Below are 22,215 nucleotides of genomic sequence, written 5' to 3' on the forward strand. Positions count from 1 at the left end.
ACTAAGGGTTCCTGGGTCAAGCTGATCTGCCCAGGGTAAGTCGGGACCTAAGGCGAGGCCGACAGGCGTAGTCGATGGACAACCGGTTGATATTCCGGTACCCGTTGTGAAGCGTCAAACATCGAGCCCTCTGATGCTAAGGCCGTGAAGCCGCCCTGATCTCTTCGGAGTTGAGGGGAGTGGTGGAGCCGCTGATCCAAGGTGGTAGTAGGTGAGTGATGGGGTGACGCAGGAAGGTAGTCCAGCCCGGGCGGTGGTTGTCCCGGGGTAAGGGTGTAGGACGCACGGTAGGTAAATCCGTCGTGCATATAGTCTGAGACCTGATGCCGAGCCGATTGTGGCGAAGTGGATGATCCTATGCTGTCGAGAAAAGCCTCTAGCGAGTTTCATGGCGGCCCGTACCCTAAACCGACTCAGGTGGTCAGGTAGAGAATACCGAGGCGTTCGGGTGAACTATGGTTAAGGAACTCGGCAAAATGCCCCCGTAACTTCGGGAGAAGGGGGGCCATTGCTGGTGATCCGATTTACTCGGTGAGCTGGTGGTGGCCGCAGAGACCAGCGAGAAGCGACTGTTTACTAAAAACACAGGTCCGTGCGAAGCCGTAAGGCGATGTATACGGACTGACGCCTGCCCGGTGCTGGAACGTTAAGGGGACCGGTTAGTCATGATTCGTCATGGCGAAGCTGAGAACTTAAGCGCCAGTAAACGGCGGTGGTAACTATAACCATCCTAAGGTAGCGAAATTCCTTGTCGGGTAAGTTCCGACCTGCACGAATGGCGTAACGACTTCTCGACTGTCTCAACCATAGGCCCGGTGAAATTGCACTACGAGTAAAGATGCTCGTTTCGCGCAGCAGGACGGAAAGACCCCGGGACCTTTACTATAGCTTGATATTGGTGTTCGGTTCGGCTTGTGTAGGATAGGTGGGAGACTGTGAAGCGATCACGCCAGTGGTTGTGGAGTCGTTGTTGAAATACCACTCTGGTCGTGCTGGATGTCTAACCTGGGTCCGTGATCCGGATCAGGGACAGTGTCTGGTGGGTAGTTTAACTGGGGCGGTTGCCTCCTAAAGAGTAACGGAGGCGCCCAAAGGTTCCCTCAGCCTGGTTGGCAATCAGGTGTTGAGTGTAAGTGCACAAGGGAGCTTGACTGTGAGACTGACGGGTCGAGCAGGTACGAAAGTAGGGACTAGTGATCCGGCGGTGGCTTGTGGAAGCGCCGTCGCTCAACGGATAAAAGGTACCCCGGGGATAACAGGCTGATCTTCCCCAAGAGTCCATATCGACGGGATGGTTTGGCACCTCGATGTCGGCTCGTCGCATCCTGGGGCTGGAGTCGGTCCCAAGGGTTGGGCTGTTCGCCCATTAAAGCGGTACGCGAGCTGGGTTTAGAACGTCGTGAGACAGTTCGGTCCCTATCCGCTGTGCGCGTAGGAGTATTGAGAAGGGCTGTCCCTAGTACGAGAGGACCGGGACGGACGAACCTCTGGTGTGCCAGTTGTCCTGCCAAGGGCATGGCTGGTTGGCTACGTTCGGAAAGGATAACCGCTGAAAGCATCTAAGCGGGAAGCCTGCTTCGAGATGAGTACTCCCACCTCCTTGAGAGGTTAAGGCTCCCAGTAGACGACTGGGTTGATAGGCCAGATATGGAAGCCGGGCAACCGGTGGAGTTGACTGGTACTAATAGGCCGAGGGCTTGTCCTCAGTTGCTCGCGTCCACTGTGTAGGTTCTGAAGTAACGACCTGTGTTGATGCCGGGTTGGTCAACTTCATAGTGTTTCGGTGGTCATTGCGTTAGGGAAACGCCCGGTTACATTCCGAACCCGGAAGCTAAGCCTTTCAGCGCCGATGGTACTGCAGAGGGGACTCTGTGGGAGAGTAGGACGCCGCCGAACAATTTTTGAGCTCCGGTTCCCGGAAACCAGTTAGTGGTTTCCGGAGACCGGAGCATTTTTGCGTTCGGGGTCCGGATTTCACTGGTCAGCGGGGGCCGGGCGCTGCGATGCTGAGGCGATGGCGTACCTGATCAGACCGGTGACGGCGGACGAGTGGAAGCGGCTCAAGGAGCTGAGGCTGGCGGCGCTGGCCGATCCCGTGGCGCGGGTGGCGTTTCACCAGACGTTCGAGGAGGCGGCGGCGCAGCCGGCGGAGTACTGGCAGCGGCGCGCCGCGCGGAGCGATGAGAGCGGCACCACGCTGACGCTCATCGGGGAGGGCCCGGACGGCAGCTGGGGCGGAATGGTCGTGGTCGTCCTGGATGCCGAGGCCGAGGTGCCGCAGACGGAGGTCGTCGCGGTGTACGTACGGCCCGAGCACCGGGGGACGGGGCTGTCGCGGGAGCTGTTCGAGGCGGCGCTCGGCTGGTCGTGGAGCCTGTCGGAGCCGGTGGTGGGCCGCGTACGGGTGTGGGTGCACGAGGAGAACGCCCCGGCGGAGGGGCTGTACCGGGCGCTGGGGTTCGTACCGACGGGGCGGACGGCGGGGGATCCGAAGAACCGGGCGGCCGTCGAGCGGGAGATGGCGCTGCCCCGGTTGTAGGCGGGTGCCCGCCCCGGGGCCGTGCGGCTCAGAGGGGCAGGGCGGCGTGGGGCCAGCGGGCGCGGGCCTGTTCCGGGGAGCGCATCGTGGCGAGGGTGAGCAGGCCGCGGGGCGGGTCCGTGCGGAGGAGGTCCGGCAGGGCGGGCAGCGGGGCCAGTGCGGCGATGTCGTCCAGGACGAGGGTGAGCGGCGGGTCGACACGGCCGGTGGCGGAGCGGGCGGCCAGCCGGCGGCCGTGCTCGACGACCTGCGTCAGGAGCGCGGTGAGCAGCGGCATCGCGCCCGGGTCGGTGCGCGGGTCCTCCAGCGCCTCGCCGACGACGTAGAGCGTTCCCCCCTCGTCGAGGAAGGAGTCGAGGACGAGGACGTCGGCGCGCTGGGCGTTGCAGGCGTCCCGGATGTGGACGGAGCCGAGGGCGGACAGGGCCCGGCTCGCCAACTCCTTCGCTTCGTCGCGGCGTTGGGGGTGGGCCGTCAGCACCGACTCCAGCTCGCCCGCCTGACCGGCGGCGCACTTCGGGTCGGTGCGCAGGATGCGGACCGGCTCCTGGGCGCCGCCGCCGGCGTGCGCCCAGCGGTGCAGCTGGCGGAACGGGCGTCCGTCAACCGCGGCGGCGTGCAGCCAGCAGCGCAGCAGCGTCCGGGCGGCGTCGGCGACGGCCGCGTCCAAGGTGCTGTGCGGCTGTACGGGGGCCAGCAGCGCGGCCGCGCGGGAGGCGGCGGTGGCGAGGTCCTCGCAGCCGGTCGTCGGCGACCAGCGGAGCCGGGACGGGGTGTCGAGGCGGTGCGCCGGGTCGTAGACGAGGACCGGGCCGAGCTTGGCGCGGGCGTCCTTGGTGGCCGACCAGAGGAACGGATCGGTGGTCGCGACGACGACGGGGCCCGGCGCGGCGGTGACGGCGGCCAGCGCGGCGGCGGTGGCGGCGGCCCGGTCGGTGCCGAAGTGGAGGCGGGGGAGGGGCGGTTCGGTGGCCTCGGTGGGGGTGGCGAGAGCGATGGCGGGGAGCGGGGCGATGGTGGTCGCCGGGACGGGGGCCGGGTCCGCGAGGGGAGAGGTGGCTGGGTCCGTGCCGCAAGCCGGGCCTGGGGCCGTACCCGTACCAGGAACTGAGCCGGTATCAGAGGCCGAGGCAGCCCTCGACGTCGTCCGCGGAGGCGGCCCCGGAACCGCCTGCGCGCCCGCTCCCTTAGGGGACGTCGGGGACTGCTGGGACGGCCCGGGAAGTGCCCCCGCGCGCCGGGCCCGCCGCACCGCCCGGTAGCGCGTCAGCGTCCCCAGGGCGAAGAGGGTCAGGACCAGGAGGACCATCAGCTCGCCGATGAGGAGGCCCCAGAAGAGGCCGTAGCCGGCGAGTTGGGACTTGGGGGTGGCGGGCCAGGCGCCGGGGAGGTCGTGGGGTTCGGTGATGAGGTGGCGCAGGGCCGTGGGGGTGCCGGAGTAGGTGACGCCGTCCGGCCAGGCGCCGTGGCTGAGGAGTCCGGCGAGGCCGGTCGCCGTCCAGATCAGGACGCTCAGGCCGAGGAGGAAGGCCAGCAGGCCGATGAGGAGGGAGTCCGGGATGCCGCCGTGCTGCCGGGGGCCGCGGTCGGGCCGCGGGTCGCGGGGGGCGTCGTACCGGGGGCCGTGCGGACCGGAGTCGTACCGGGCGCCGTGCGGGTAGTACCGGCCGTCGTACGCCCCTGTACGGCCGTCGTACGCCCCCGGATCACCGCCTCGCGGGTCGTGGCCGTACCGGCCGCCGGGGGGCGCGTCATCGTTGTCGTACGCCCCCGGGTGGGAGTCGTGTGGGGGAGTCACGCCACCGTCTCGCTCGACTCGTCCTGGAGTTGGCGGGCCAGGGCCAGGGCCTCTGCGCGCTGTTCGGCCTCGGCGTCGGCGGCGGCTTCCAGGGCGCGGGCCTCGTCCGTGGGCAGGGCCGAGGCCGCGGAGACCTCGGACGCCTCGGTCATCGCGCGGTCGGTGTAGACCAGCGGGCGTTCCGCCTCGGTGATGAGGTGTTTGACGACCTGGACGTTGCCGTTGACGTCCCATACGGCGATGCCGGGCGTCAGGGTCGGGATGATCTCGACGGCCCAGCGGGGCAGGCCCAGGACCTGGCCGGTGGAGCGCGCCTCGTCGGCCTTCTGGGCGTAGATGGTGCGGGTGGAGGCCATCTTGAGGATGGCGGCGGCCTCGCGGGCGGCGGCGCCGTCGACGACGTCGCTGAGGTGGTGGACGACGGCGACGAAGGAGAGGCCGAGGCGGCGGCCGAACTTCAGCAGGCGCTGGAAGAGTTGTGCGACGAAGGGGGAGTTGATGATGTGCCACGCCTCCTCCACCAGGAAGATGCGCTTCTTGCGGTCCGGGCGGATCCAGGTGTGCTCCAGCCACACGCCGACGATCGCCATGAGGATCGGCATGGCGATGGAGTTGCGGTCGATGTGCGAGAGGTCGAAGACGATCAGCGGGGCGTCGAGGTCGATCCCGGCGGACGTCGGGCCGTCGAACATGCCGCGCAGGTCACCGTCGACGAGGCGGTCGAGGACGAGGGCGACGTCCAGGCCCCACGCCCGGACGTCGTCTATGTCGACGTTCATCGCCTCGGCGGCCTCCGCCTCCGGGTGGCGCAGCTGCTCGACGATGTCGGTGAGGACGGGCTGGCGGGGCGGGCCGGAGCCGTCGTCACCGCCGCCGAACTCGCCGAGCACCGTGGAGTGGGCGACCTTGAGGGCGAAGCCGGACCGCTCGTCCAGGCCGTGGCCCATCGCGACCTCGATGATCGTCCGCAGCAGCGCGAGCTGGCCGGTGGTGGTGATCGACGGGTCGAGCGGGTTGAGGCGGATGCCGCCGTTGAGGGCGGCGGTCGGGTCGAGGCGGATGGGGGTGATGCCGAGCTGCTCGGCGATCAGATTCCACTCGCCGACGCCGTCCTCGCCCTGGGCGTCGAGGACGACGACCTGCCGGTCCCGGAAGCGGAGCTGGCGCAGGACGTACGTCTTCTCCAGCGCGGACTTGCCGTTGCCGGACTCGCCGAGGACCAGCCAGTGCGGGGCCGGGAGCTGCTGGCCGTAGAGCTGGAACGGGTCGTAGATGTAGCCCTTGCCGCTGTAGACCTCGCGGCCGATGATGACGCCGGAGTCGCCGAGACCGGGGGCGGCGGTGGGCAGGTAGACGGCCTGCGCCTGCCCCGTGGAGGTGCGTACGGGCAGCCGCGTCGTCTCCACCTTTCCGAACAGGAAGGTGGTGAAGGCGTCGGTGAGCGCTCCGAGCGGATCGAGCATGGCCATGACGTACGCGCCTCCCAGCGGCTTAGCGGCGGATTCCGGTCGCGAACGGCAGGGTGTTGACGAACGCCCGGTGGTGCTCGCGGTCGCACCACTCCAGCTTGAGATAGGACTTTCCGGCCGAGGCGCGGATGGTGCGCTTGTCGCGGGCGAGCGCCTCGGGGGAGCGGGAAGAGACCGTGAGGTAGCCGACGAGGTTGACCCCGGCGGCGCCGGAGGCGAGGTCCTCGCCGCGCTGGTCGACGCGCCCGTGGTGGGCGACGTCGCGGGGGTCGACGACGCGGTTCATCTTCGCGGCGCGGCTGGCCTCGGCGTCGTCGTTGGTCTTCTCCGTCAGCATCCGCTCGATGGCGATCTCGGTGGGCTCCAGTTCCATGCAGACCGCGACGGTGCGGATCACGTCCGGGGTGTGCACCAGCAGCGGCGCGAGGAAGTTGACGCCCACCGGGGTCAGTGGCCACTCCTTGATCCAGGCGGTGGCGTGGCACCAGGGGGCGCGGGTCGTCGACTCGCGGGTCTTGGCCTGGAGGTAGGTCGGCTCCATCGCGTCCAGCTCGGCGGGCCAGGTGTTGCGCTTGCTCATCGCCTGGATGTGGTCGATGGGGTGGTCCGGGTCGTACATGGAGTGCACGAGGGAGGCGAGGCGGGCCTGGCCGAGCGGCTGGCGGACGCGGATGTCGGCCTCGGCGAGGCGGGCGCAGATGTCGGTCAGCTCGCGGGCCATGACGACGGCGAGCCCGGCGTCGCGGTCGAGCTTGCCGCGGGAGGTGCCGCCGCGCTGGGCCGCCGCGGCGCGGGCCATCGTCATCGCCTCGGCGGCCAGCTCGCGGTCGTAGTGCATGCAGGCCACGAGGTAGGCGCGGTGCTGCTCGGAGGAGGTGGAGACCATCGACTGGAGCTGGTCGTACGACTCCTGGAGCCAGGCGGGGGAGGCGGTGTCGCCGCGCTGGGCGACGTCCTTGGCGTGCGCGTCCGGGTCGGCGGGCAGGGTGCGGGCCAGCATCTGGAGGCGGGTGACGAAGCCGTCGCCGTTGGCGACGTGCTTGAGCAGCGTGCCGAAGCGGTCGACCAGCGCCTCCTGGTCCTCGCTGTCGCGCAGGCCGACGCCGGGGCCCTCGATCTCGATGGCGGCGGTGACGGTGCGGCGGTCGGCGTGGAGGAGGACGGCGATCTCGTCGGGGCCGAAGGGGGCGGCGAGCCAGTTGATGCGGCCGATGCCGGGCGGCGGGCCGATCTCGACCTCGCGGCCGTCGAGCCGGATGCCGGCCTCGGCGGCGGCGGAGCGGTAGGCGGTGCCGCGGCGGAGGGTGCGGCGGTAGCTGCGCCGGATCTCGAACCACTTGTAGAACGTGCGGCCCTTGTACGGGACGTACACGGCGGCCAGGCCCAGCACCGGGAAGCCGGTGAGGGCGGCGATCCGCAGGGCGAGGACCTTCACCATCAGGCCGCACACCATGCCGAGGAAGGCGCCGGCGATGATCAGGGCGATCTCGCCGGTCTCGCGGTTCTTGCCGACGACGGCGTTGGGCCGGGCGCGGCCGATCAGATACGTCCTGCGGGGCGCGATCGGATGGGGTGTGGTCACCGCCCCTCACCTCCTGCTGACTTGCCGGTGCGGGAGCCGCCGGGGGCGCCGGTGCCGGGGTTGGTACGGGGGGCCGGGGGGGCGGTGCGGGTGCTGTGGGCGGCGACGCCGCCGGCCACGCCGTTCGCGGGGGACTGGCCGCCTCCGCCGCCCTGGGACTGGCCGCCGCCGTCGGACTTGCGGGTGCTGTGGGTCTTGATGCCCTGGGAGACCAGGGCGGCGGGGGAGGAGACCATGGCGGCGGCCTGGCTGCCGTCGGTGGCGCGGCCCTTGTTCGTCCGGGCGGAGATCATTTCGTCGCCGAAGCCGGGGACGAAGCGGTAGATCATCGCGCTGGCGAAGATCGCGAGGACGATGATGGCGAGGCCGGAGACGACGGCGGAGAAGGCGTTGGGGCCCTCGTCGGAGGAGAGCGCGCCGGCGATGCCGAGGACGATCACGATCACCGGTTTCACCATGATCACCGCGATCATGATCCCGGCCCAGCGGCGGACGTGGCCCCACATGTTCTTGTCGACGAGCCCGGCGTAGACGACGGTGCCCAGCAGCGCGCCGACGTACAGCAGCGCGGCGCGGATCACCAGCTCCAGCCAGAGCACACCGGCGGCGAGTACGGAGACCAGCGAGACGACGATCAGCATGATCGGGCCGCCGCCGATGTCGGTGCCCTTCGTCAGCGCCCCGGAGAACGCCCCGAAGAACGTGTCGGTCTTCGCGCCCGTGCCCTTCGCGATGATCTCGGTGACGCCGTCGGTCGCCGAGACCACGGTGTAGAGGATCAGCGGGGTGAACGCGGAGGCGAGCACGGTCAGCCAGAGGAACCCGATGGCCTCGCTGATCGCCTCCGTGAGCCGTACGCCGCGCACGGCGCGCTTGGCGACGGCGAGGAGCCACAGGACGAGGGTGAGGACGGTCGAGGCGGCGAAGACGACGGCGTACTGCCGCAGGAACGCGGAGTTGGTGAAGTCGACCTGCGAGGTCGCCTTCACGGCGTCGGCCAGCTTGTCGACGATCCAGGCGGCGGCCTTGGCACAGCCCTTGGCCAGGGAGGTGAGGGGGTCGAGGGGGTTGTTGTCGGAGAGACCGGGGGTGGGGGTGCCGGGGGCCTTGTCGCCGTCCAGGCAGTAGTCCTGGGCGGGGCCGCGGATGAGATCGCAGGGGTTGTCGCTCGGTTTGGGGTCCGGTGCGGCCACGGCGCGGGCGGACAGCAGGACCACCGCGGTCTGAACAGATGTCACCAGCCCTGCGAGGGAGAGGAGACGGCGACGGTTGTTAGCGGGCATAGGTGAACCCTCCGAACCTTTCCACGGCCTTGGACATGTCCTCGGCCGATGCGGCCGCCTGGTCCCGGCCCACGGGGGCCGGGCCGTCCTTCTGCGTGAAGTCGGTGACCTTCCAGTCCCCGCCGGTCCACTTCAGCTCGAAGGTGTTCGTGTACCAGCTCTCAGACACGGGGTTCTTGGATTCCACCCCGGCGAGACCGAAAAGCGCCGAGTACCAGACCGCCACCTTCGCGGTGTCGTCCTTCATCGATTCGAGCTCGGTGCCGACGGGGATCGCGCGTGACACGAACGTCATGCCCTTGGGCGCGCTGCCGTCAGGCTTCAGGCCGATCCGGCCCAGGAAGTTCGGGTCCGCGTAGATCTTGTCGAGGGCGCTCTTCCGCGCTGCGGCCACCGGCGGCGCGTACACGGCCTTCACGATCTGCTGGCGGCTGGCGGGCGCATACATGCCGACTCCGGCGAGCGCCACCGCGTAATTCGCCGCCGCCGACTGCGCCCCCTGCTGCGTCTTGGCGAAGCCCGAGGCGATGGTGCCGTTCTTGCTGTCGACGGGGGCGGTGCCGGTGGGGGCGGTGGGCCGGGCGGCGGGGCCGCTCTTGGGGGTGCCGTCCGCGGTGTCGTCGGTGCGGGCGGAGGTGGAGCCGCGGTTGGCGAAGGCGATGGCGGCGATGAGGAGGACCACCACGCCGACGACGGCGATGAGGTTGCGGCTCGACAGGCCGGTCCGGGACCGGCGTCCCGAGCCGAAGGCGTCGCTCTCGCTGTCCGGAAGTCTGGTGCGGGTCTGGCCGGTGGGACTCGTGTAGTCGCCACCGCCGTAGCCGTCGTCGTCGCTGCTCATCGCGTACGTGCCCCCTCAACCGCCATTGCCGTCTCCACCGTCTTCGCCGTCCCCGCCGTTGGGGGTCTGCCCTCGTATGACCGTAGCCGCGTGGTGGGCGGCTCGGGTGAAGTGGTACGAGTACATCTCACCGTGACGGGTCCTCAGCTGCTGTGCGGTGGGGGTGAATGGGGTACTGCAGGGCATTTGCCCCCTTGGCGTGCACCCGCTTCGCCGCCTGCCGCCGTGACCTTCTTCCTTCCGGACGGACCTGTCCCCACGGGGTGGCCGCCCCAACCGGTCCGCTGGTCGCGGGCGTGCCGGGGCCGGCCGGGGGTCCGGCCGTACGCGGGTGGGCGGACGTCAGCATGGGGCCTCGGCGCGGGAGGTGGAGCCGTCGGGGGGTGGATGGAGGCATACGGGCGGCGGACGGGGCGCATGCGGTGGCGCCGGTGGCGGTCCGGCCCGGCTCGGGATGCGGCGCCCGGCGGGGGCCGCGGGGCGTGCGGGGGCGGGCAGGTGACGGCCCGTCGGTCGCCGTGCGGGGCGGCCGGGGCGCGTCCGGTGTGCGCTATACGGCCATGCCGTAGACGATCGTGAAGAGGGTGCCGAGGGAGCCGATGATGAAGACGCCGGTGAGGCCGGCGACGATCAGGCCCTTGCCCTGCTCGGCGCTGAAGGTGTCGCGGAGCGCGGTCGCGCCGATGCGCTGCTTGGCTGCGCCCCAGATGGCGATGCCCAGGCAGAGCAGGATCGCGACGGCCATGACCACCTCGACCATCACGCGCGCTTCGTTGCCCAGGGTGCCGAACGGGCCCCAATCCGGGGCGATTCCGCCGATGATGGTGTTGATGTCGCCTTTGCCGGCCGCAATGAACATTTTGAACTCACCGCCCCTTTATGGGTAGTTGTGGTCCCCTGTATGTGCTGACAGGAGTCAGTCTCCATCTTCGCCGACAAAGACACCATCAGATGTCGACTTGGCGGCATTCTTGCGCGGATCTCGTAGGGGCGGGGTGAGGATCGGCCCGCACGGCGCTCCACGTCACCCATCACACCTATGGTGTCACCCTATGTATCACGTATGATAACCGTGAGCAATGATGGACTGAAGGGCGGCCCGGTGTGAGGTGGGCCGGAGCAGGTCGGGGGGTAGGCCGGGATGGGGTCGTCGGGGCAGGTCCGGGGGTGTGCGTCCCTTCCCGGGAGGAGGGACGTGGCCCGGGGCGCGGTGGTTCCGTGTCGCACCGTCACTTCGGTACAGAGGACCTCACAAGGATCATCGGCAGGGCCACGAGGCGGATCGCGGAGAGGGAGGGGGCGTGCGGTGGTGCCCGGTGCTGAGCCGGGGCCGGGCGCGCCCGGTAACCTCTCGGCCGTACGCCGCTCCCCGATGAGCGCCCCCTGCGCCGAGGTGTGCGCCGCCGTGCGGTGGGAACTTCCAGGGGTGGCGGGGAATCGGCGGCGAAGTGAGCCCGGATGGGGGAGGGTTGGGGCGTGCGGAAACTCTGGATAGCAGGTGGTATCGGGGCGGGGCTGATGCTCTGTCTCCTCGCGCTGCTCGTGATCGGCACGTACACCGCGGCCGCCGGGCTGGTCGGTGCGGCCGGTGGGCGGGCGCTCGGGCTGGCCAAGGGGGCGGTGCCCGCCGAATATCAGCCGCTGGTGCAGAAGTGGGGTCAGCTCTGTCCGGCGATAAGCCCCTCGTTGCTGGCCGCGCAGCTCTACCAGGAGAGCGGCTGGAACCCTCGGGCCCAGAGCCCTGCCGCCGCGCAGGGCATGGCGCAGTTCATCCCCGGTACCTGGGCCACCCACGGCGTCGACGGCAACGGCGACGGCAAGAAGGACGTCTGGGACCCGGCGGACGCCATCGCGTCGGCCGCGTCGTACGACTGTGAGCTGGCGAAGTACGTGAAGGACGCGCCGGGCGACGCCACGCACAACATGCTCGCCGCGTACAACGCGGGCGCCTACCGCGTGATCCAGTACAACGGCGTCCCGCCCTATGGCGAGACGCAGAACTACGTCAAGTCGATCACCACGCTCGCCAAGAGCTTCGAGGCGCCGACCGCGCCGGTCGCGTCGAACAAGCAGGCAGCCGGGGCCATCTACTACGCGCAGGCGAAGCTCGGCACGCCCTATCTCTGGGGCGGTACGGGCACCGCCGCGCAGAACGGCCGGTTCGACTGCTCCGGGCTGACGCAGGCCGCGTACCACTCGGTCGGCATAGAGCTGCCGCGGGTGGCGAACGACCAGTGGAACGCCGGTCCGCACCCCAAGCGCGATGAGCTGCTCCCCGGCGATCTGGTGTTCTTCGCCAACGATCTGACGGACCCTCGGTCGATCCATCACGTCGGGATGTATGTCGGCGGCGGATACATGATCAACGCGCCGCACACGGGCGCGCTGATCCGGTTCGACAAGATCGATGTGCCGGACTACATCGGCGCCACCCGCGTCACCTCCGATGGCGCGAAAGCGCTGCCCGCTGCGAACACCGCGTGAACATGAGGCGCCCGGCGCCCGGGGTGGGTCACGCTGGGACGACAGGCTGGTGATCATCCGGTGGCGTGCGGAACGACCGTGATGACGCGCGCGTTCTCCTGGCGTCGGGCGGGCCGGACGCGGGGGCGCGCCCGTCGTGACGGTGCGGCGGAACAGGACGACCACGGGGGCCGGCAGCACACACACGGCGCTCGCGCGCGCGGAAGATAAGGGGTCACAGCAGATGGCTGGACTCGCACTTGAGGGGCCGGACCCGGATGCCGACGTGCTCGGCGGCATCAACGGCCTCGCGAAGGATGCTCCGCGGTGGGTCAACCACGCGATGGAGTATCTCGGCGAATACGGCGTCCTCGCCGCGCTCGCCGTGTTGTGCGTGCTCGCCTGGTGGTCCGTGCGGCGCCGCGCCGGGGCGCCCGCCGCGGTCGCCGGGCTGGTGTGGGCACCGCTGGCCGCCGGTCTCGCGCTGCTCGCCAACGCCCCCATCCGGGCCATCGTCGGCCGCCCCCGCCCGTTCCACGACCACGCCGGGCTGACGGTCCTCGTCCCGGGGAAGACCGACTTCTCGTTCGTCAGCGACCACGCGACGCTCGCCATGGCGGTCGGCGCCGGACTCTTCCTCGTCCGCCGCTCCTACGGCCTGATCGGTATCGGCCTGGCGCTGCTCGAAGGGTTCTGCCGGATCTACCTGGGCGTGCACTACCCGACGGACGTCATCGGCGGGTTCGCGCTGGGCACCGCCGTGGTGCTGCTGCTCGCGCCGCCCGCGCAGGCGCTGCTGGTACCGCTGATGACCCGGCTCGGCCGCTCCCGCGTGGGCCGCCTGGTGCGGGCCCCCGGGGTCCCCGAGACGGCGGAGACGCCCGATGCCCGGGCGGCGGTCGAGGCGGCGTACGCGCAGGCGTTCACGGAGACCTACGGCGAGCGGTACGCCCCGGCGGACGACGGGCACCCGGCACCGGAGGAAGCGCCCACCGCCCCGGCGGCCCGGGGCCGGGCGGCGCTGCCCGGCGGCGAGGGACAGGAACGCGACCTGGCGGCGTGAGGCCGGGGCGGCAGGCCCCGGCCCGTATGCCCCTGGGGCCCGCGCCCGTCCGTCCACGGGCGCGCCTGGAGCCCGGCGCCCCCGCCCCGTACGCCGCTTACAACGCCTGCGGGAACGTGCTGAACAGCCGCTGCGGGTCGTACGTCCGCTTGACCTTGTCCAGGCGGTCGGTGGCCGGGCCGTAGTAGGCGGACTTCCAGTTCGTCAGGGACGGGTCGGTGTAGTTCTGGTAGGCGGCGCCCGAGGAGTGGCGGCGCATCGCGCCGTGGAAGGCGTCCAGCCAGGCGGTGCGGGAGGCGGACGAACCGCCGGCCGGCCAGGACGCCAGGTACTGCGCGAGGAAGCGTGAACCGCGGTGGACGAACGCGGTGTCGGTGGCGGCGACGCGGTTGATCGCGCCGCCCAGCGCGGTGAACGCGACATTGCCGGTCACGCCCTTGTGGCCGCCGCTCTCGACCTGCGCCAGGGCCGTCTGGATGCCCGACGCGGACAGCGGCCGGTCGAAGAAGTGCGAGCGCGCCGCGTACGTTTCGCGGCCCAGCTGGCCCGGGGTGGTCTGGCCGGGCAGCGCGCCCGGCGCGTGGCACTGCGCCGTCGTCTTGGACGAGCAGCCCGCGTACGCCTCCATCGCGTCCAGGTGGTCGATGGGGGTGAGCCGCACGGTGGCCGCGGGGCCCGGGCCGCCGGGCCGGTCGGCGAGCTGGTCGACGGCGTTCTGGAGGTCGCGGTAGCCGCCCATGGAGAACGCCGCGACGGAGACGGAGGGGGTGCCGCCGGGGCGGGCGTCCAGATGGCAGGCGGACCATATCTCGTCCGCCTGCGAGGGGCCCCACTGCTGCCAGGAGCCCAGCACCTTGGCCGCCTTCGCCCACGGCCAGGTCATGTACGCCATGACCGAACGCGGCGCGGGGTGCGTACGGAAGCGGAGTTCGGTGACGACGCCGAAGTTGCCGTTCCCGGCGCCGCGCAGCGCCCAGAAGAGGTCGGGGTGCTGCGAGGCGTCGCAGTCGACGGTCTTGCCGTCGGCGGTGACCACCGTCGCACCGACGAGACTGTCGCAGGTCAGGCCGTATGCACGGGAGGTGACGCCGTGTCCGCCGCCCAAGGTGAGGCCGGATATCGCGACGGTCGGGCAGGAGCCGCCGGGCAGCGTGACGCCGTGCGCGCCGATGCCGGTGTAGATGTCGATGAGCTTGGCGCCCGCGCCGATCGCGACCTCGCCGCCCGAGGGCGCGCCGACCGTGTCGAGGGACGAGACGTCGATGACGAGCTTGCCGTTGCCGCTGGAGTAGCCCGCGTAGGAGTGGCCGCCGCTGCGGATGGCGACGGGGGTGCGGTAGCGGCGCGCGAAGGACAGGCATTCGGCGATGTCCGAGGGGTGCGCGACGTAGGCGACCGCCGACGGCTTCAGGGTGTCGTAGCGGGTGTTGTACAGGCGCCCGGCCGTCGTGTACGCGGCGTCCGAGGGGCGGATGAGCTTGCCGTCGAGGCTCTTGGCGAGTGCGCTCCAACCGGCCTTGGTGGCGGCAGGTTTCGTGGACGAGGAGGCGGTGGCGCTGAGTGCGCCGCCCGCCGTGGCCGGGGCGGCGGAGGAGCCCGAGGCCGCGCCGTTCGTGGTGCAGCCGGTGGCCCAGGCGACCGAGGTGGCCGCGAGACCGCCACCGGTTTGCAGGAGTGTGCGGCGCTTCATTGGGAAATGTCCCCTCGTGGTGATCGGCGTCCCCGTACGGCCACGGGTCCGGCCGGTGGCCGAGGGGTGCGGTACCGGGGCGGGAGGCGCCGCCGTGGGGGTGGCGTTCCGGATGCGGCGCGCGCGGCCTGAAGGTCGGTCAGGTGCGGTGCGCCGGCCGGTGCCCGGTGCCGTTGTTCTCTCCCTACCCAGATGCGGCAGGGGAGTTGACGGTTCCCGGACGCGGGATCATTCCGGCGGCGTGGCGGCGGTCAGATGGCGTTCGGCGTCCGTACGGGCCTGGGAACGGGCGCGGCGGGCGGCGCCACGCCAGCCGCAGGAGCAGCCCGCCGAGATGAAGGACCCGCGCTCGGAGGTGGAGGTGTGGTGCCCGGCGCCGTCGGCCGGGGCGCCGTCGGCGGCGGGCGCGGGGCCGGGGACGGAGGGGCCCGACGGGTGGGGGCGCGGGGCGCGATCGGTCACCCCGCCACGCTACGCGCCCCGGGTGGCGGGGCGTGACGGGCCCCGGAAACGGTCGTTGAACGGGGCGGCCGGTGCGTGACCGGCCGTCCGGAACGGGCCGCCCGGCGCGGACCGCCGGTGAGCGGAGCGCCCGGTCGGCGGCCTCCGGTACCGGCCGTTCCGGGTCCGCCCAGGGGAAGCGGCCGAAGGGGCTCGTACGCGATGGTGGCGCAGGTCAGGCGGGAGACGGGCGCGGTCGTCGCGGCGTTGGTGTGCGGGGCGGGGCTGCTGACGGCGGGGTGTTCGGCGGGCGGTGCGTCCGCCGACGGGCTGCCGGGTGCGGATTCCTCGGCGGCCGAGCGGGCGGTGCGGGCCAGCGCCGACGCGCTGCTGCGGGCCGGCGGGGCGCGGGTCACCTCGACGATGGAGACGATCAGCGGCGGCACCCGGGTGGCGATCCGGGGCAGCGGTGAGTACGACTTCCGGCGCGGTACGGGGCGGCTGCGGCTGACGCTGCCGGACCCGGCGGGCGACGGGCGTGGGCCACGGCCGCCGGTCACCGAGATCCTGGTGCCGGGCGCGCTGTACATGAAGAACCGCGGCGCCGGGGTGCCCGCGGACAAATGGGTGCGGATCGATGCGACGGGCCTCGCGGACGGCAATCTCGTCACCGGCGGGGCCACCGACCCGCTGGCCGCGGCCGAACTGCTGCGGGGCGCGCGGGAGGTGACGTACCGGGGCGAGGCGCGGGTCGACGGCGTCGCGGTGCGGCACTACAGCGGGACGACGGACATCGCGGCGGCCGCCGGGGCGGCGGCGGAGCGGACGCGGCCGGTGCTGACGGCGGCGGAAAAAGGGTTCACCACGCGGCGGGTGCCGTTCGACGCGTATCTGGACGCGGCGGGGCGGCTGCGCAAGGTCAGCCAGCACTACCGCTTCGCCAACGGTTCGCCGCGCGGCGCGGCGGTGACGTCGACGACCCGGCTCGACGACTTCGGCCGCAGGCCGGAGGTGGCACTGCCGCCGCGGGACGCCATCTACGCGGGGCGGATCGCGACCACGGGCTCGTGAGGGGCCGGGGGGCGGTGGGTGACGGGGCGCCGGGTGGTGAGGCGTCGGGTGCGGGGCCGGGCCGGACGGCGAGGGGGCGCGTACGGGTGCCGGGTGCGGGGGCCGGGTGCGGCCGCCGGAGCGGGCTCCGGAACGGTCGCCGGGCCGGAAGATCGCCCTCTCGACCGTCGGTTTTCGGCCGTCTCCGGAGCGGGTCGAAGAAGGGGCCGGTACCCGGGCGGGGTGGCGGAAATGGTCCTTCCGTGCCATGGGCGGCGGGTGGCGCCGTCCCTACGCTGGGCGGTGTCCGCCTCGGAGGGGGAGGCGCGCGAAGGAAGGTGTCGTCCGTGACCGTGACCTGCGATGCGACGGTTCAGGACCGCGTGGCTCTCGTCGAGATCGAGCTGACCGGCGAGCTGATGATCGCCGCGGCCGCCGCGAGCGAGGAGCGGCTGAGCCCGGACCGTATCGACGAACTGCTGGACGTCGACGGACACCGGCGGGAGCGGTCCGCCGGGCGGTGATCCGGCGGCCGGTGTGCCCTAGGTGCGGAGCATCCGCTCGATGGCCTTGGTGGCCTCCTGGACCTTGGCGTCGATGGCCTCGGGACCGTGCACCGCGGCGTCGGCGACGCAGTGGCGCAGGTGCTCCTCCAGGAGCTGGAGCCCGAAGGACTGCAGTCCCTTCGTGCTCGCCGAGACCTGCGTGAGTATGTCGATGCAGTAGACGTCCTCCTCCAGCATCCGCTGGAGGCCGCGGATCTGGCCCTCGATGCGGCGCAGCCGCTTGAGGTGGGCGTTTTTCTGGTGGGCGTAGCCGTGGATGCCGCGGTCGTGGTCGGTGACGGCGTCCGGGTCGCCCTGGGGGGCGGTTTTCGGCGCGGAGGCGGGGTCGACCGCGGCGGTTTCGGTGGTGCCGTCCGTACCGGCGTCCGTCGTCGTCATGGCCGTCTCCCGTGGTATCCCGTCGATCCATATACCCCTGGTGGGTATATGGTACCGAATTTTCCGGGTACCGGAGGTACCCCGTGCAGAGCATGCTGCCCGATGGGCGACACTGAAGGAATGCTGGTAAGCAGTGGCTGGATGATGCGCCTAACATCAACTCGACCGGAACCGATGCACCCCGAGGATTTCACGTGCGCTTTCGTCTGACCCCCAGGGAGACGAGCTTCTACGACATGTTTGCCGCGTCCGCGGACAACATCGTCACCGGCTCGAAGCTCCTGATGGAAATGCTCGGGGCGGACACCTCCGCGCGGGCCGAGATCGCCGAACGGATGCGGGCGGCGGAGCACGCAGGGGATGACGCGACCCACGCGATCTTCCACCAGCTGAACTCCTCGTTCATCACGCCCTTCGACCGCGAGGACATCTACAACCTCGCCTCGTCACTCGACGACATCATGGACTTCATGGAGGAGGCCGTCGATCTCGTCGTCCTCTACAAGGTGGAGGAGCTGCCGAAGGGCGTCGAGCAGCAGATCGAGGTGCTGGCGCGGGCGGCCGAGCTGACCGCCGAGGCGATGCCGAATCTGCGGACGATGTCGAACCTCACGGAGTACTGGATCGAGGTCAACCGTCTGGAGAACCAGGCCGACCAGATCCACCGCAAGCTCCTCGCCCACCTCTTCAACGGCAAGTACGACGCCATCGAGGTGCTGAAGCTCAAGCAGATCGTGGACATCCTCGAGGAGGCGGCCGACGCCTTCGAGCACGTGGCCAACACCGTCGAGACCATCGCGGTCAAGGAGTCCTGAGCCCCGGCCATGGACACCTTCGCGCTTGTCGTGACCATCGCGGTCGCGCTCGGTTTCACCTATACCAACGGCTTTCACGATTCGGCGAACGCCATCGCCACCTCGGTGTCGACCCGGGCGCTGACGCCCCGGGCGGCGCTGGCGATGGCCGCCGTGATGAACCTCGCCGGTGCCTTTTTGGGCAGCGGGGTCGCCAAAACGGTCAGCGAGGGGCTGATCTCCACCCCTGAGGGTGGCAAGGGGATGGGCATCCTGTTCGCCGCGCTGCTCGGCGCGGTGGTCTGGAACCTCGTCACCTGGTACTTCGGTCTGCCTTCGTCCTCCTCTCACGCACTCTTCGGCGGCATGGTCGGCGCGGCGCTCGCGGGGGGCACCAAGGTGATCTGGTCCGGGGTGATCGACAAGGTCGTCCTGCCGATGTTCATCTCGCCGGTGATCGGCCTGGTGCTCGGCTATCTGGTGATGGTCGTCATCCTCTGGCTGTTCCGCGGCGCCAATCCGCACCGCGCCAAGCGCGGCTTCCGCATAGCGCAGACCGTTTCGGCGGCGGGCATGGCCCTCGGCCACGGCCTCCAGGACGCGCAGAAGACCATGGGTGTCGTGGTGATGGCGCTGGTCATCGCCGATGTCCAGGACGCCAGCGCCGCCATCCCGGTCTGGGTGAAGCTGGCCTGTGCGATCACCCTGTCGCTCGGTACGTACGCGGGTGGCTGGCGGATCATGCGGACGCTGGGGCGGCGGATCATCGAGCTGGACCCGCCGCAGGGCTTCGCCGCGGAGACCACGGCGGCGTCGGTGATGTACACCGCGTCGTTCATGTTCCACGCGCCGATCTCCACCACGCACGTCATCACCTCCGCGATCATGGGTGTGGGCTCGACCAAGGGCCCGCGCGCGGTGCGCTGGGGCGTCGCCAAGAACATCGTGATGGGCTGGTTCATCACCATGCCGGCGGCGGCGATCGTCGCCGCGTTCGTCTACTGGGTGATCAAGCTGGCCTTCGGCTGACCGCCGCCGGGCCCCGGCCCGGCGCACCCGTACGGAAGGAAAGGGCCCGCCCCCCGATGTGGAGGGGCGGGCCCTTCGTCGTGCGGTGGCACCGCCATGCAGCACCGCAGGACGTGGGTGGGGCCGCCGGGCGGGCGGCTCAGCCGAAGCGGCCGGAGATGTAGTCCTCGGTCGCCTGGACGGACGGGTTGGAGAAGATCCGCTCGGTGTCGTCGATCTCGACGAGGGTGCCGGGCTGCCCGACCGCCGAGAGGTTGAAGAACGCCGTACGGTCCGAGACGCGCGCCGCCTGCTGCATGTTGTGCGTCACGATGACGATCGTGAAGCGCTCCTTGAGCTCGCCGATGAGGTCCTCGACGGCGAGTGTGGAGATCGGGTCGAGCGCCGAGCACGGCTCGTCCATCAGCAGGACCTGCGGTGCGACGGCGATGGCGCGGGCGATGCAGAGCCGCTGCTGCTGGCCGCCGGAGAGGCCGGAGCCGGGCTTGTTCAGGCGGTCCTTGACCTCGTTCCAGAGGTTGGCGCCCTTGAGGGACTTCTCGACGATGTCGGTGAGGTCGCTCTTCTTCGTGGTGCCGTTGAGCCGCAGACCCGCCGCGACGTTGTCGAAGATCGACATCGTGGGGAACGGGTTGGGCCGCTGGAAGACCATGCCGACGGTGCGGCGGACCGCGACCGGGTCGACGCCGGGACCGTAGAGGTCCTCGTCGTCCAGGAGCACCTTGCCCTCGACGCGGCCGCCGGGGGTGACCTCGTGCATACGGTTCAGGGTGCGCAGGAACGTTGACTTGCCGCAGCCGGAGGGGCCGATGAAGGCGGTCACCGAGCGGGGCTCGACGCTCATGGAGATGTCGTCGATGGCCTTGTGGTTGCCGTAGAAGGCGGAGAGGCCGCTGACATCGATTCGCTTGGCCATGGGATCACTGCTTCTTTCTGGACGCGCGGTCAGCGGGCCGTCTGTGTGGAATGGTCGGACTTCGTTTCGCTTCCGCTCCGGCCGGGTGCCGCACCCTCGTTCCTCGGGTACGACCCCCCACCTCCGCTGCAGCTCAACTGCGTCCTCCGCGAGGGGCCTTCCAGCGGGCGATGCCGCGGGCCACCAGGTTGAGGATCATCACGAAGGCGATGAGGACGAGGGCCGCGGCCCAGGCGCGGTCGTACGACGCCTCGGAGCCCTGCTGCCACTGCTGGAAGACGTAGAGCGGCAGGGACTGCTGGGCGTCCTGGAACGGGTTGGTGTTGATCGTCTTCGCGCCCCACACCAGCAGCATCACCGGCGCGGTCTCGCCGGCGATCCGGGCGACGGCGAGCATCACGCCGGTGGTGATGCCGCCGATCGACGTCGGCAGGACGACCTTCAGGATGGTGCGCCACTTCGGCACGCCCAGGGCGAGGGACGCCTCCCGCAGCTCGTTGGGGACGAGCTTGAGCATCTCCTCGGTGGAGCGGACCACGACCGGCACCATCAGGATCGCCAGCGCCATCGCCCCGGCGAAGCCGGACGGGCCGAAGCCGAGGATGAGGATCCAGATGGAGAGGACGAAGAGGCCGGCGACGATGGACGGGATGCCGGTCATCACGTCGACGAAGAAGGTGACGGCCTTGGCGAGGCGGCCGCGGCCGTACTCCACCAGGTAGATCGCGGTGAACAGGCCGAGCGGCGCGGCGATCAGCGTGGCGAGGCCGACCTGCTCCAGGGTGCCGATGATCGCGTGGTAGATGCCGCCGCCGGGCAGCGCGTCCGGCAGGGTGCCCATCGAGTGGGCCAGGAAGTAGCCGTCCAGGACCTTGCTGCCGCGCGCGACCGTCTCCCACAGCAGGGAGGCCAGCGGGATGACGGCGAGGAGGAACGCGATCCAGACGAGGCCGGTGGCGAGGCGGTCCTTGGCCTGCCGGGCGCCCTCGACGGCGGCGGACAGGACGAAGGTGCCGACCACGAAGAGCAGCGCGGCGATCAGACCCCACTGGACGCGGCTGTCCAGACCGGCGGCGAGGCCGATGCCGCAGCCGACGGCGGCCGAGGCGAGGGCGAGGGCCGCCGGGGTCCAGCGGGGGAGCCGGGCCTGCTTGAGGGAGACCGGTACGGACGTGCCGCCGGGCCGATCGGCGAGAGCCTGCCGTTCCGTCATGACGTCGCTCACGAGTACTCCTTGCGCCGGGCGATGATCAGGCGGGCCGCGCCGTTGACGAGCAGGGTGATCACGAAGAGGACGAGGCCCGAGGCGATCAGTGCGTCCTGGCCGAAGGTGTCGGCCTCGCTGAACTTCGCGGCGATGTTCTGCGCGAAGGTGCCGCCGCCCGGGTCGAGCAGGCTGGTGTTGATCAGGAAGCTGGGGGAGAGGACCGTGGCGACGGCCATCGTCTCGCCGAGCGCGCGGCCCAGGCCCAGCATGGAGGCGCTGATGATGCCGGAGCGGCCGAAGGGGAGCACCGACATCCGGATGACCTCCCAGCGGGTGGCCCCCAGTGCCAGCGCCGCCTCCTCGTGCATCCTCGGTGCCTGGAGGAAGACCTCGCGGCTGACGCTGGTGACGATCGGCAGAATCATGATCGCCAGCAGGATGCCGACGGTGAACAGCGAACGGGCGGCGCCGCCGCCGTAGCTGAAGACGCCGGTCCAGCCGAGGTAGTCGTCGAGCCAGCCGTAGAGCCCGCCGAGGTGCGGGACGAGGAAGAGCGCGCCCCACAGGCCGTAGATGATGCTGGGCACCGCGGCGAGCAGGTCGATGACGTAGCCGAGCGGGGAGGCCAGCCTGCGCGGGGCGTAGTGCGAGATGAAGAGGGCGATGCCGACGGCGACCGGGACCGCGATGACCATCGCGATGAGGGCGCTGACGACGGTGCCGAACGCCAGGACCGCGATGCCGAACCTGGGCTCGGTGCCGGTGGCGTTCCAGTCGAGGGTGGTGAAGAAGTTGGCGTGGTCGCCCGATATCGCGAGCACGGACCGGTAGGTGAGGAAGGCGGCGATGGCCGCCATGATCACCAGGAGGGCGATACCGGATCCGCGGGAGAGCCCGAGGAAGATCCGGTCACCGGGGCGCCGGGCCTTTCCCGAGACGGGGGAGGCCGGGGCCGTGGCCGGTGGGGGCGCGGCGTCGGGTGTCGCGGTTGCTGAGGGGGTCATGGTTTCTCCGGTCTGCGGAGCCCGGGGCTCCTGGCGCGGCGGTGCACCGGAAGGGCGGCGGCCCGGGGGCCGTACGGCGGGGTGACCCGGGCCGTACGGCGT

19 protein-coding genes and 2 rRNA genes (1 of these 21 cut by a window edge) are annotated in these 22,215 nt (G+C 70.7%); 9 read left to right on the forward strand and 12 right to left on the reverse strand.

All coding sequences use genetic code 11. The features are described 5' to 3' along the window. The 3 genes from OG422_RS17880 to OG422_RS17890 all read left to right on the forward strand — a co-directional run. Positions 1–1,705 (forward strand): 23S ribosomal RNA (locus tag OG422_RS17880); it begins 1,416 nt to the left of the window's first position. 74 nt (positions 1,706–1,779) lie between these two features. Then, positions 1,780–1,896 (forward strand): 5S ribosomal RNA (gene rrf, locus OG422_RS17885). Positions 1,897–2,014: 118 nt separating this feature from the next. Next, positions 2,015–2,539: a GNAT family N-acetyltransferase gene (locus tag OG422_RS17890; RefSeq protein WP_143944857.1), complete on the forward strand. Its 525-nt coding sequence runs from the start codon at positions 2,015–2,017 to the stop codon at positions 2,537–2,539. Positions 2,540–2,567: 28 nt separating this feature from the next. On the opposite strand, the gene OG422_RS17895 is transcribed toward OG422_RS17890, so the two are convergent. From OG422_RS17895 to OG422_RS17920, 6 genes are all read right to left on the reverse strand, one after another. Then, the gene (locus tag OG422_RS17895) at positions 2,568–4,100 is read right to left on the reverse strand and encodes a type VI secretion protein (RefSeq protein WP_405747855.1); all 1,533 of its coding nucleotides are present in this window, start codon (positions 4,098–4,100) and stop codon (positions 2,568–2,570) included. 233 nt (positions 4,101–4,333) lie between these two features. Next, entirely contained in the window at positions 4,334–5,800 is a 1,467-nt protein-coding gene (locus OG422_RS17900) for an ATP-binding protein (RefSeq protein WP_143944382.1), read from the reverse strand. A 28-nt stretch (positions 5,801–5,828) separates the two neighbouring features. Then, positions 5,829–7,388 carry an SCO6880 family protein gene (locus OG422_RS17905; protein WP_405743684.1) on the reverse strand — a complete coding sequence of 520 codons (1,560 nt, stop codon included), beginning with the start codon at positions 7,386–7,388 and terminating at the stop codon, positions 5,829–5,831. Beyond that, the gene (locus OG422_RS17910; protein ID WP_405743685.1) at positions 7,385–8,671 is read right to left on the reverse strand and encodes a hypothetical protein; all 1,287 of its coding nucleotides are present in this window, start codon (positions 8,669–8,671) and stop codon (positions 7,385–7,387) included. The genes OG422_RS17905 and OG422_RS17910 overlap by 4 nt, the downstream gene beginning before the upstream one ends. Next, positions 8,661–9,512, reverse strand: a complete 852-nt coding sequence (locus OG422_RS17915; RefSeq protein ID WP_405743686.1) for a hypothetical protein — start codon at positions 9,510–9,512, stop codon at positions 8,661–8,663. Before OG422_RS17915 ends, OG422_RS17910 begins: the two co-directional genes overlap by 11 nt. A gap of 550 nt (positions 9,513–10,062) precedes the next feature. Then, positions 10,063–10,371, reverse strand: coding sequence for a hypothetical protein (locus OG422_RS17920; RefSeq protein ID WP_143945021.1), 309 nt, complete (start codon positions 10,369–10,371; stop codon positions 10,063–10,065). A 617-nt stretch (positions 10,372–10,988) separates the two neighbouring features. Between OG422_RS17920 and OG422_RS17925 the strand changes: the two genes are divergently transcribed. Both OG422_RS17925 and OG422_RS17930 read left to right on the forward strand, forming a co-directional pair. Continuing rightward, positions 10,989–11,996 (forward strand): NlpC/P60 family protein, encoded by a 1,008-nt coding sequence (locus OG422_RS17925; RefSeq protein ID WP_405743687.1) that lies wholly within the window; start codon positions 10,989–10,991, stop codon positions 11,994–11,996. A gap of 223 nt (positions 11,997–12,219) precedes the next feature. Continuing rightward, positions 12,220–13,038 (forward strand): phosphatase PAP2 family protein, encoded by an 819-nt coding sequence (locus tag OG422_RS17930; protein WP_251076908.1) that lies wholly within the window; start codon positions 12,220–12,222, stop codon positions 13,036–13,038. A 97-nt stretch (positions 13,039–13,135) separates the two neighbouring features. Here OG422_RS17930 and OG422_RS17935 read toward each other — a convergent pair whose 3' ends face one another. Both OG422_RS17935 and OG422_RS17940 read right to left on the reverse strand, forming a co-directional pair. Beyond that, entirely contained in the window at positions 13,136–14,728 is a 1,593-nt protein-coding gene (locus OG422_RS17935; protein WP_405743688.1) for an FAD-binding oxidoreductase, read from the reverse strand. Between the two features lie 228 nt (positions 14,729–14,956). After that, positions 14,957–15,190, reverse strand: coding sequence for a hypothetical protein (locus OG422_RS17940; RefSeq protein ID WP_405743689.1), 234 nt, complete (start codon positions 15,188–15,190; stop codon positions 14,957–14,959). 201 nt (positions 15,191–15,391) lie between these two features. Between OG422_RS17940 and OG422_RS17945 the strand changes: the two genes are divergently transcribed. Together OG422_RS17945 and OG422_RS17950 are read left to right on the forward strand one after the other, a co-directional pair. Continuing rightward, on the forward strand, positions 15,392–16,240 hold the full coding sequence (locus OG422_RS17945; protein ID WP_405743690.1) for a hypothetical protein: 849 nt from the start codon (positions 15,392–15,394) through the stop codon (positions 16,238–16,240). A 317-nt stretch (positions 16,241–16,557) separates the two neighbouring features. Next, entirely contained in the window at positions 16,558–16,743 is a 186-nt protein-coding gene (locus OG422_RS17950) for a hypothetical protein (RefSeq protein ID WP_384598149.1), read from the forward strand. An 18-nt stretch (positions 16,744–16,761) separates the two neighbouring features. Here the strand turns inward: OG422_RS17950 and OG422_RS17955 are convergent, their stop codons facing one another. Beyond that, a complete protein-coding gene (locus OG422_RS17955) occupies positions 16,762–17,163 on the reverse strand; it encodes a metal-sensitive transcriptional regulator (protein ID WP_405743691.1) in 402 nt (133 codons plus the stop codon). 194 nt (positions 17,164–17,357) lie between these two features. On the opposite strand from OG422_RS17955, the gene OG422_RS17960 reads away from it, so the two are divergent. Next, complete coding sequence (locus OG422_RS17960; protein WP_030286220.1) at positions 17,358–17,978, forward strand: DUF47 domain-containing protein; 621 nt, start codon at positions 17,358–17,360, stop codon at positions 17,976–17,978. A gap of 9 nt (positions 17,979–17,987) precedes the next feature. Further along, positions 17,988–18,986, forward strand: coding sequence for an inorganic phosphate transporter (locus tag OG422_RS17965; RefSeq protein WP_143943700.1), 999 nt, complete (start codon positions 17,988–17,990; stop codon positions 18,984–18,986). 139 nt (positions 18,987–19,125) lie between these two features. On the opposite strand, the gene pstB is transcribed toward OG422_RS17965, so the two are convergent. The 3 genes from pstB to pstC form a co-directional block, all read right to left on the reverse strand. Next, entirely contained in the window at positions 19,126–19,902 is a 777-nt protein-coding gene (gene pstB / locus OG422_RS17970) for a phosphate ABC transporter ATP-binding protein PstB (RefSeq protein ID WP_143943699.1), read from the reverse strand. Between the two features lie 133 nt (positions 19,903–20,035). Further along, positions 20,036–21,127 carry a phosphate ABC transporter permease PstA gene (gene pstA / locus OG422_RS17975; RefSeq protein WP_405743692.1) on the reverse strand — a complete coding sequence of 364 codons (1,092 nt, stop codon included), beginning with the start codon at positions 21,125–21,127 and terminating at the stop codon, positions 20,036–20,038. Continuing rightward, positions 21,124–22,113: a phosphate ABC transporter permease subunit PstC gene (gene pstC, locus OG422_RS17980; RefSeq protein ID WP_405743693.1), complete on the reverse strand. Its 990-nt coding sequence runs from the start codon at positions 22,111–22,113 to the stop codon at positions 21,124–21,126. Before pstC ends, pstA begins: the two co-directional genes overlap by 4 nt. Positions 22,114–22,215 lie beyond the last annotated feature (102 nt).

This window comes from Streptomyces sp. NBC_01525 (genome assembly GCF_045040405.1).
Lineage (GTDB): Bacteria > Actinomycetota > Actinomycetes > Streptomycetales > Streptomycetaceae > Streptomyces > Streptomyces benahoarensis.